The following is a 9,015-nucleotide window of genomic DNA, read 5'->3' on the forward strand; positions in this document are numbered from 1 at the left end:
AACAAGGGAAGACTTACTCGTGGCTGCAACCCTACTAGCTCAAAATTTATTCACACATGGTTACGCTTTGGGGAAATTATGAGGGGATCTCTCAGTGCTTTACCTCAGTGGCTGAATATTGATGGTTAATATCTTTAATCACCCGTAAGCACTTAGTGCATACCTTAGTTCGATTTGTCTGCTTGTCCAGAGTGTATTTAACTTCAAGTTGACCTCCAGCATTAAGCAAAGTGAGCATCTCATCTTCTAACACGCTTCGGTAAATGGTCTTGTCCGAGAGTGTGCCCGGTAACGAGTACTCAACATAATTGTTTGAAACTCTTACCGATTTAGGGATTTTACCACTGAGCTGGATTTCATTCGTTGAAGGCATTACAGTTACTTTAATCACAGTTGCCGGTGACCAGAAATCCTGATAACGCACTTTATGAATTTTATCAGCTCTAAGGCCTAACCACACATTTCCGGCGATAAGAACAATAAGCAATCCATAAACTGATCGTCGAATGTTACGCCTTTTAATCACAATGTCCCCCATCCCTCAAATATCATTCTAAATAACTGCACCAGGATATCATGAGCGTAATTAAAAGAATTCTTCATAACCGGGGTTTTCAGTTGAGTTTGCGGACTCTTTACTTTGCGGTTTCTCGCCCTCTATTTGAGTATCCCTGACAGGTTTGGATTTACCCATGCTCCTCTGAAAGGTATCCATAACAAACTCAATATCTTCTTCTGGCAGGCTGGTGGGTTGGTTGCTCATAGGACTTCCTCTTGTTGAATACGTTCGGCGTACAGGATGCGAACCGAAACGGTCGTGTTTTCAAACTCGTTCTCAAAAACGTCCATCCATTCCGTCCGGAATTCTTCCCCCAGAAGGTTATCGAGCCCCTGAAGAGATAATGGAAGAACGGCTGCTAGAGATCCCCCGGCTGCGAGATGAGATGCAGCTGCCTGGAGATGCAGCCTGGCCCGGTTATCGGCAAAAGGTGGGTTCATCACGACATAATCAAACTTCTTCTGTTGATTAGACTTAGACCATGTGAGGAAGTCAGCTTCTGTCGTATCGTATCCCTTAGCCCGGGAGATAAGGCAATTCAAAGTATCAAGCTCGATGCCAGTAACGATCACACCGGCAGGGAATGATTTAAGCAAATCCGCATGGCCAATATTAGGCTCCAGGAGGGTATCCCCTTCCCCTGCACCGAGCAGGGAATATACATATTCGCTGATTCGGCAAGATGAAGGGTAAAACTGATGCGATACAATATCAGGCATCTCCCCTATCTGGCCGATGTAACGAATAACCTCACACGGATCATAGGAAAATGTCACATCGTATTTTGTTACTGTTGCCCCTAAGAACCGAAGGGTGTCAGCGGCAACACTCGAAGATTTGCGTTCGGCGAGAGACCCTAAAGATGTCCAGCAACTCCATTTATTGTCCCCGTCATTTTTAAACATTAGTTCAGAAAGCTGCATCCGGGTATCAAAGTCGATGCACTGCTTAAGTACAGGGAATGCCTCCAAAGATTTCTTGCTATGAGCCATGCGGTCGGCAGGTAATGCCAGCGGTACGATAGCTGATAAAATATTGTTAAGCCGCTCGGCGATATCAGGGTGGACGTCAATATGCATTGATCCATTTTTGTAAACCCTGAAACGAATACTGTTGCCATCGATGCAGATCCATTTTCTGAACCCCTCATGTTCGACCAACGCCTCAACCAATGATTTGGTGTTATGGATCGCCTTCACCTGTTCGCCACGGAAGAATGCGCATATAACGCGGAGCTCGCTCAGTGGTGAAATGCCAGACTCTTTAAAATCCACCCTTAATTTCTGCCAGGGGTATTTAGACGGCTCGCAAACTCCGGTAGTGATCATGCGGGTGGAGAACCCAAAAGCTTTGTTTGTCTTATGACTGCGGCTCAGAGACTGGAAGACGTCGTAAACCCTTTCTTTAATAAATTGATTGCGGTCATTAAGCAAAGCAACGACTGTGCCTACTACAGCGTCAGCTGTGAAATCAGGGATCACCTGAGGCGGCATAATATAGCGGTCGGCCGTAAACTGCTTATCCCATTCGTTACGTTTGGCATCCGACATGATAGGCAAAACATCAGTGAGTGCCATAACGCGTTTCCAGTATTCAGATCTCAGAGCGTTTTCCGCGAACAAGGCATCCGCTTCAGAGATACTGTGGTTGTAGCCTGAGAGATAAGAATAAAGTTTCTGGTGATTGTGGGTTTTGAACTGGACAGCCATGTGTTTCAACAAGCAGAGTTCATCATTATAGGACTCAACAAGATCCGCGATAATGCCGAGCTCTTTGCGCATATCTGGAAGAAATGTTTCAGAAGAGCTAACCACCAGGCTATGAGAGGTTGTTAAAGCCAGTACGCTGTGACCTGCATTATCGGGTTTAGCTTCAGAATCAAGAGATGACATTTTACCGGTCCTTTAGAAAAAACTTTTACCAGGATAGCAACGTCGCTCTGTAACCTAATAGGTTCAGTGACACGAAAAAGTTTTTTATGTCTCTGAATAAAACTTAAAGATGTCAACTCATAGAAAGAAGCAAAAAAAAAGCCCCGCATAAACGGGGCAAGAACGATACATGGAGGTTTAAAAAAGGCGGGCAAAAAGCCTGAATCCTTAATGACTCTGACAAAACCAACACTTTGCCAAAAGTAAATTATTCTGCGTCCGGCTGTGGGTCAGTATCCTGATCGGTCTCTTCCCCTGCCTTCTTAGCATTTTTTTTACGTGGGTATTTTGGCTTCTCACCATTAAGTTTTGCCTGACGATTCTCCGCACGGCGAAGCTGCTTGTTCTCTGATTCTGTGATCTCTTTTGAAAGATTTCTCAGCATCTCCAGAGTACTGCGGTTCAACGTAATGTTGATTTCTTCGTCAGCACTTGAATCTGTCATCTCCGGCAATTCAATATCCCCCAGTTTCTGTAATAAGCTGGTGGTGATGAGTTTGACGCCTTCTACGGCTTTTGTGGCAATAACCGGCGGAATCCGTGCTGGCTTGAAGTCTGAAGGTCTGACTCGTACCTGACCATGTTGGGTTTTTTTCACCGTGATGCCATTCGCATCGGCCTGCTCAAGTTCCGCGATCATCTTCTTGATACGTGAAATTGCTTCTGTTTCACCGAGCTCATCGATCAGTGAAAGCACGTTAACATACGAAATAGCGTCAGCATGAATCCATTTCTTGATAACAACAGAACAGGTTGTCAGGCGGATAAGAGAACTGATGGTCGTCGGGCTTTTATTTTCACGTTGAGCAATTCGTTCGAGTGACCAGCCAGCAAGAGAATGTAGGCGACGATAGGACTCGCCAAGCGCAACAGGAGAAAGCGCAAGACCACGGTTACCATCAATGGTCGCGAGCTCACAGCCAATTTCATCTTCTTTAATCTCAACGCAAAGGATTGTGATGTCATGATCTTCATCACATGCCATCATTGCGGCTTTTAAACGGCAGTGCCCCTGGCGAACAAAAGGTACCCCATCAATGACACGTACTCGGATAGGGTCTACATAGTCACCTCGAATGTAGGCATTCTTGATGTTGTAGATGTGTTCTTCAACCTCAGGGAGCTTATAGTAATCGTCACCCATTCCCATTTCGCGGGAGTTGAAGCCTGGCGTGACCTGAATTACTGAAGGGTGGATAGCCCATGCTTTCTGGTCACTTACTTCAGTACAAAGTTCAGGGTTTGCATCACGGAACTGTTTAAGCCCAGTGACGTAACGACCTGTGCCAGTAACTACTGAAAAGGCAACATGGGCCGTTTTAAAGACCTTGTCATTAGCTTGCTGTGTAGGTTCTGTCAGTAAAACACTCATAGGGGCTCCGTTACATTTTTCTGCTTACTTTCTGCGTAGCGGGGATACTACCGAAAAAAAAATCCATAATTTTTCGCAAAAAAGGTACTTTTTGAGCCTATTCTGATTTTTCACAAAAAAAGAGGGCTCCCCATTTCTTGTGATGGCATCAAAATCGCTTCATAAACAAAGACATAAATCCAAAACATAAAGTTCAGGTATCAGTGAGGAAAAATCTTATAAATCCGCAATGCTGAAAGTCAAAACTGTGCGTCTTAAACAACTTTTTTTTGCTCCCTAAGTTATTAGTTAAAGCCCGTGGTTAGGTACGATACCAGCACCTAAATTTCTCTCTCAGGTATAGACACTTTGACTCGACATCTCAGACACATGCCGATAATCAAATGGGCTGGTGGAAAAACGAAACTGATGCCTTTCATCAGCCATCACTACCCACACGATCATAGTTGCCGGTGGGTAGAACCCTTTATAGGCGGTGGTGCCGTTTTTCTGAACATGTTTGCACAAAATGCATTGCTTGCAGATAGCAATCCAGACTTGATCAACCTATACAGGACTATTCAAAGACAGAAAACTAACTTTATAAATCAGGTCCAAAACCTAGCGGATAAAACCTTTGTCGAAAAGGACTACTATGAGATGAGGGACCGTTTCAACAAAACCTGTATTTCTGGTCAACCGCTTCAAAGAGCGGCTTTGTTTTACTCCCTGAATCGCCTGGGCTATAACGGTATGTGCCGCTATAACTCAGAAAGAATCTATTCAGTGCCCTGGGGGAAACATACAGAACTGAAGCTTGACTTCAATAAAATAGACTACCTTTCATTTCGTCTTTCAGGTATTGAACTGATCACCGCTGGTTTTGAGGAGACTCTGGCCGCAACCGGCGAAGGAGATCAGATTTATTGTGATCCGCCATATGACAAAACAAGCAAAACTAGTTTTGTCAGTTACGATGGTAAACCGTTCAGCCAAAGCGACCACGTGCTGTTAGCAAATATGCTCGTTGACGCTCACAGAAAAGGCGCTGCTGTTGCGATATCAAATAGCCTGACACCATTCACTTTGGGCCTCTATGAAGAGCGTGGATTCGTCATACACAGACTCAGCGCTTACCGATCCGTAGGAAGTAAGCCAAATACACGGAAAACGGAAACAGAAATACTGGCCGTGCTGAAATAGAGTTAATTCTAATCAACGGGGCTAATCCATTCCTGAAAAGTTAATACCTCAGGGTGAGTTCGTTGAACATAAGGTATAAACTGAAGCTCTTCTATTCTCCGGTCGCCCCTCTTTCCTTCGCAAATAAATGAAATGAGTCCTTGCTGAGAAAGCCCAGTAAGGACGCTCATAAGTCTTATATTTAGAGTTTTAAGCTGTAAGTCGTTATTAATGTCCTCCACTTTATGAGAGCTCTGGCCTGAACGTTTAAGATACTCGTAAACCATGAAATTCGAATTTCGTCGTTTTAACAATTTTTCGGTTATGCATTCCTGAATGAAACCGCCAAGAGCATCTAAAAGCGGACTGAGAACTACCGGGAAAGTTAATGTGTAACTTTGAGAAGTTTTAGACAAAGTAAATGAATTTAGAAAGCTAAAGTTAAGTCTCTTTTTTGAATATGGAGCGTAAGCGACAAGAGTAGTTGACATAACAGTAAGTAAAGCTTCAAGATGTTCCACTGTTATTAATGTGGTTTTATCTGTATTTCTTAGATTATGGAAATCAATAAACGCTACTCTTGAACGGCTAAGCCAATCTTGTACTTTAATGTCGATAGAAAATTGCGATATATGATTTGAACATTCATTTTGGTTGATAGGGCATGCAGACGAAAGATGGTTATGGATTATCATGCATAGCACAAAAAAAGGAAATCGGCAGGCTGTGGGGCATTGAAAACCGGTTAAAGAAAGCTTAGACGTTTCATATGCGCTTACCGGAAAAGTAACTTTTCTTAACGTTGGCTTTGACGATGTTCTTGCATTTTTACAAATGAAACCGAGACCCAGATCATTGTGCATTTTAAAGTCCATCTCCATCATCACCTTTTAGCCTTAACTGTATGGTATTGGTATACAAAAAATTAAAAATTATAATTAATAAGATTATCATTTTTTTACTATTGAAAAGGTTGTGATAGAGGGGAATTTAAATGTAAAAGATTTATACTCGCAGATCTTTATGAGGGATAAAACCCATTGCGTAAGCAACAATATTACGTGAGTGAGTCCTAACGACAGTTTAAGTCTTGGCTCTATATTTAAGCAGTAAAACATTTAACTGTCTTGGAGTTTACTTAACTTAAAAACTGTTATTGCAGCATAATTTTTCGAATCAAAATCATAGAATTTTCTGACTTTTCCAGTCAAATGATAACGTTCACCCAATAAAATGTGATCCTGTTTATCGGCCGTTAAAGCGATCCCGTCATTTCTAACTTTACCAGTAAATGTAAAAAAATAACTCCCTTTACTTTTTGCGTACGCGGCCCTGACTTCAGTAAATGTTAGTTCAATGCTTATGACCTGGCCGATATTGTAGCTATGTTTTAAAATTTCTTGTTCATTTTCCGGAGTTTCAGACAACATCACATCAAAGGTTGTAAAGAAACAATCCAGCTGGCGTTCTGTCAAAAAACGGTTATTGTCTAGTTGCGCCAATATACTATTAGAAAACTTAGTGTTAGCCTTTTTTGCTTTCTCAATAAGTACGTGGTTTCTGGATTTCCATGCTTCGAGTGTTGGGTTAACACGCAGTTCCGGAATGTTATCGAGAAAGGTAATTGGCTCTAGTACCACTAATTTTTCAATAATGGGTCCAACTGTTTGCACCCCATGACACTTTTCACATACATCAGCCCCTTTGTGGCCTGTGCCCGCACATTCGTTACATTCTCTTTCGATAGGTGCATAATAATTTCCATCTCCGTTAAGGGATACATTCACTGAGGCTGGTACCATATGACCATCAAGAGTAAAGAAAAGAGATTTCATTTTCGAAACACCTCCAAACGTGCCTCTACGATTGCTACAGCTTCTTTCACAGTTTTTTCATAGTGGTCATGCCCTTCAGGAAATTGGTCAAAACGTTTACCGTGTTCTAACTCTTCCATGTTGCGTTTAAGGACTTCATGAGTTAGAAGCAAATCATTATAATTATCGATAAGAGTCAGCTTTATAGGTTTAATCACTCAACTAATCCTCGGGTTTTTATTCCTTAAGGAGATCTCGAATTTCCAGAAGCTCTTCTAATTTTGGTTTAGAAAGAATGATTGCTGTATTTTCGTCGTTAAGTAAAGACAATAAAATATTTAGCTTTTCATCATTCAAGATTATTTGAACACCATCATCAGAAAATATTACATTTTTACTATCAACATTTTTGAACAAGTGTGCACTATCTCTACCAAATTTTAGTTCTGTTTGAGTATTCGTTATAGATTCCGTATGTGTACTTTCCACAAGCTCAAGAAATTCAGATTTTAGCCGTTCTGTTTTCTTATGCGAGAGGCGCTTAATACCCAAAGTCTTACGTGTGACTGCCGAATTTTTCTTTTCTGGTCCGCCTTTATTTAAGGTGTCTGGTCCTGCTCCAGCTGCATTGTGTTCAGGTATGCCTACAATTTTGCTCGTTGTAGTCTCAATATTCTTAACGCCAGGTAAGAAACCTTCTATATGTTTTAAAACCATTTTGTGATCGTTGGAATATTTTAACATTATTTCAATGGCGAGCGTTTTTTTGATTAGATTTAGGCTAATCAAACGTTGAAGCTCTAATGGCATATCAAGGATTTTTAGCATATTACGAATTGCGGTAGTTGATCGTTGATATCGCATTGCTAGTTCTTCAACCGAATACCCGAGACTAACAGCATGAGCTAATGCATGAGCTTGCCCAACCGGATTTAGCCCATTGCTTCTGTTACCATCGAGGTTCTCAAGGTATTCTTCAATTTCGTTTTTATAATCGATTAAGATAACAGATAATTTTGGAATATTAGCACCTTCAGAAATTGCTAATTTTAAGCCATGAAAACGAGTATGACCTTGACGAACTAAATATTTACCTTTTCTTTTTACGACCTTGATCATATCAACCTGCCTTCCTTCCTTAAAGGCTTGTTTGATTGACACAATCATCGATTTGACAGGTTCTTGTTCGTAACACAAATCTCCGATTACCGCCTCTCGGGGATTAAATCCCTTTTCAATTTCAACTAGATTAGTATCCACTTCAATGACTGTATGTTTGCTGTTGTTCATATCTTCCTCCTGTTTACTACATGATACATGAACCTCAAATTTGCCAAATAGGGCTGATACATCTAAAAGGTAAACTCAAAAAATTTGCTTAATAAAATTAAAATAAAAACTGTCTTGAATAAAACAATGATAGTAAACCCACTTTCATTTCCGTTTGCGATCTGTAGATATTGATAAAGGAGCGCTATTCCTTGTTTTATATGGACTTATCATTGTTTTCAACAGGTTAGATCAATTCTTTAGATCACTAAAGATCAATAGAGTTCAAGTAAAGATCACGGCATCTTTAACTCATTGATTATAGTAACTTTATGAAAGGATCCGGCATTCGGATGCATGCGAAAAGCATTTGAATGAATAAGGAAGGCATTTACTGGAATGCTTATGGCATTTAGGTAAATGCGTAAAAAGCATTTGCAAGAATATGTTATAAACAGTTTGCCAAATGAAAATCTTATCACCGACGAGTTAAGTTAATGATTAAAAACAACGAGTTAATCCATCCTTTTGACGTAACCAGTAATGAATCAGGTAAGACTTATCAACTGACGCCTAACTCGTCCAAGTCGGTTCAGCCCGTGGCCCTGCTGAGATTGAGTGTATTTACCCCTGTCGGCACAAAAGAAAACCGCGACCGAAACTTTGAAGTTGATGCCTCTGATGAGCTTTCGTGTATGGAAATTGCAAGATCGGAGGGTTATGACGACATCAAGATAACTGGTGTCAAACTATCTATGTCTACCGACTTTAAGTGCTGGCTCGGGATCATCATGGCTTTCAGTAAATATGGTTTTTGACCTGCCCCCAGGATTAGATACAACGCTCACTTAGTAATGTCGGATCCTTCACTATCAGAATTACCCTTTCTCCAGCCCGCCGCAAACTCAG

10 protein-coding genes and 1 pseudogene are annotated in these 9,015 nt (G+C 41.2%); 3 read left to right on the forward strand and 8 right to left on the reverse strand.

The window, feature by feature from the left end:
• Positions 1–82: hypothetical protein (locus ACOTWU_RS24570; protein WP_048266543.1), on the forward strand; the 82-nt coding region annotated here is incomplete at its 5' end.
• Positions 83–91: 9 nt separating this feature from the next.
• Here the strand turns inward: ACOTWU_RS24570 and ACOTWU_RS24575 are convergent.
• The 4 genes from ACOTWU_RS24575 to ACOTWU_RS24590 form a co-directional block, all read right to left on the reverse strand.
• Positions 92–526, reverse strand: coding sequence for a hypothetical protein (locus ACOTWU_RS24575; protein ID WP_421625802.1), 435 nt, complete (start codon positions 524–526; stop codon positions 92–94).
• Positions 527–586: 60 nt separating this feature from the next.
• The gene (locus ACOTWU_RS24580; protein ID WP_000070862.1) at positions 587–763 is read right to left on the reverse strand and encodes a hypothetical protein; all 177 of its coding nucleotides are present in this window, start codon (positions 761–763) and stop codon (positions 587–589) included.
• Positions 760–2,451 (reverse strand): DUF4942 domain-containing protein, encoded by a 1,692-nt coding sequence (locus ACOTWU_RS24585; RefSeq protein ID WP_000096325.1) that lies wholly within the window; start codon positions 2,449–2,451, stop codon positions 760–762. Before ACOTWU_RS24585 ends, ACOTWU_RS24580 begins: the two co-directional genes overlap by 4 nt.
• Positions 2,452–2,698: 247 nt before the next feature.
• Positions 2,699–3,862: a hypothetical protein gene (locus ACOTWU_RS24590; RefSeq protein WP_000114860.1), complete on the reverse strand. Its 1,164-nt coding sequence runs from the start codon at positions 3,860–3,862 to the stop codon at positions 2,699–2,701.
• A 369-nt stretch (positions 3,863–4,231) separates the two neighbouring features.
• Between ACOTWU_RS24590 and ACOTWU_RS24595 the strand changes: the two genes are divergently transcribed.
• Entirely contained in the window at positions 4,232–5,044 is an 813-nt protein-coding gene (locus ACOTWU_RS24595; protein WP_001121574.1) for a DNA adenine methylase, read from the forward strand.
• 8 nt (positions 5,045–5,052) lie between these two features.
• Here the strand turns inward: ACOTWU_RS24595 and ACOTWU_RS24600 are convergent, their stop codons facing one another.
• The 4 genes from ACOTWU_RS24600 to ACOTWU_RS24615 all read right to left on the reverse strand — a co-directional run bounded on the left by ACOTWU_RS24600 (position 5,053) and on the right by ACOTWU_RS24615 (position 8,127).
• Positions 5,053–5,907, reverse strand: a complete 855-nt coding sequence (locus ACOTWU_RS24600; RefSeq protein WP_000970401.1) for a hypothetical protein — start codon at positions 5,905–5,907, stop codon at positions 5,053–5,055.
• Positions 5,908–6,141: 234 nt separating this feature from the next.
• Entirely contained in the window at positions 6,142–6,858 is a 717-nt protein-coding gene (locus ACOTWU_RS24605) for a zinc finger-like domain-containing protein (protein WP_000838219.1), read from the reverse strand.
• Positions 6,855–7,055: a hypothetical protein gene (locus ACOTWU_RS24610; RefSeq protein WP_000594930.1), complete on the reverse strand. Its 201-nt coding sequence runs from the start codon at positions 7,053–7,055 to the stop codon at positions 6,855–6,857. Before ACOTWU_RS24610 ends, ACOTWU_RS24605 begins: the two co-directional genes overlap by 4 nt.
• A 19-nt stretch (positions 7,056–7,074) precedes the next feature.
• Complete coding sequence (locus ACOTWU_RS24615) at positions 7,075–8,127, reverse strand: hypothetical protein (protein ID WP_001065778.1); 1,053 nt, start codon at positions 8,125–8,127, stop codon at positions 7,075–7,077.
• 476 nt (positions 8,128–8,603) lie between these two features.
• Here ACOTWU_RS24615 and ACOTWU_RS24620 point away from each other — a divergent pair.
• A pseudogene (locus ACOTWU_RS24620) lies at positions 8,604–8,921 on the forward strand (RepB family plasmid replication initiator protein); the annotation flags it as partial.
• Positions 8,922–9,015: the final 94 nt, after the last annotated feature.

Source organism: Enterobacter cloacae complex sp. GYL001 (genome assembly GCF_049237125.1).
Lineage (GTDB): Bacteria > Pseudomonadota > Gammaproteobacteria > Enterobacterales > Enterobacteriaceae > Enterobacter > Enterobacter hormaechei_C.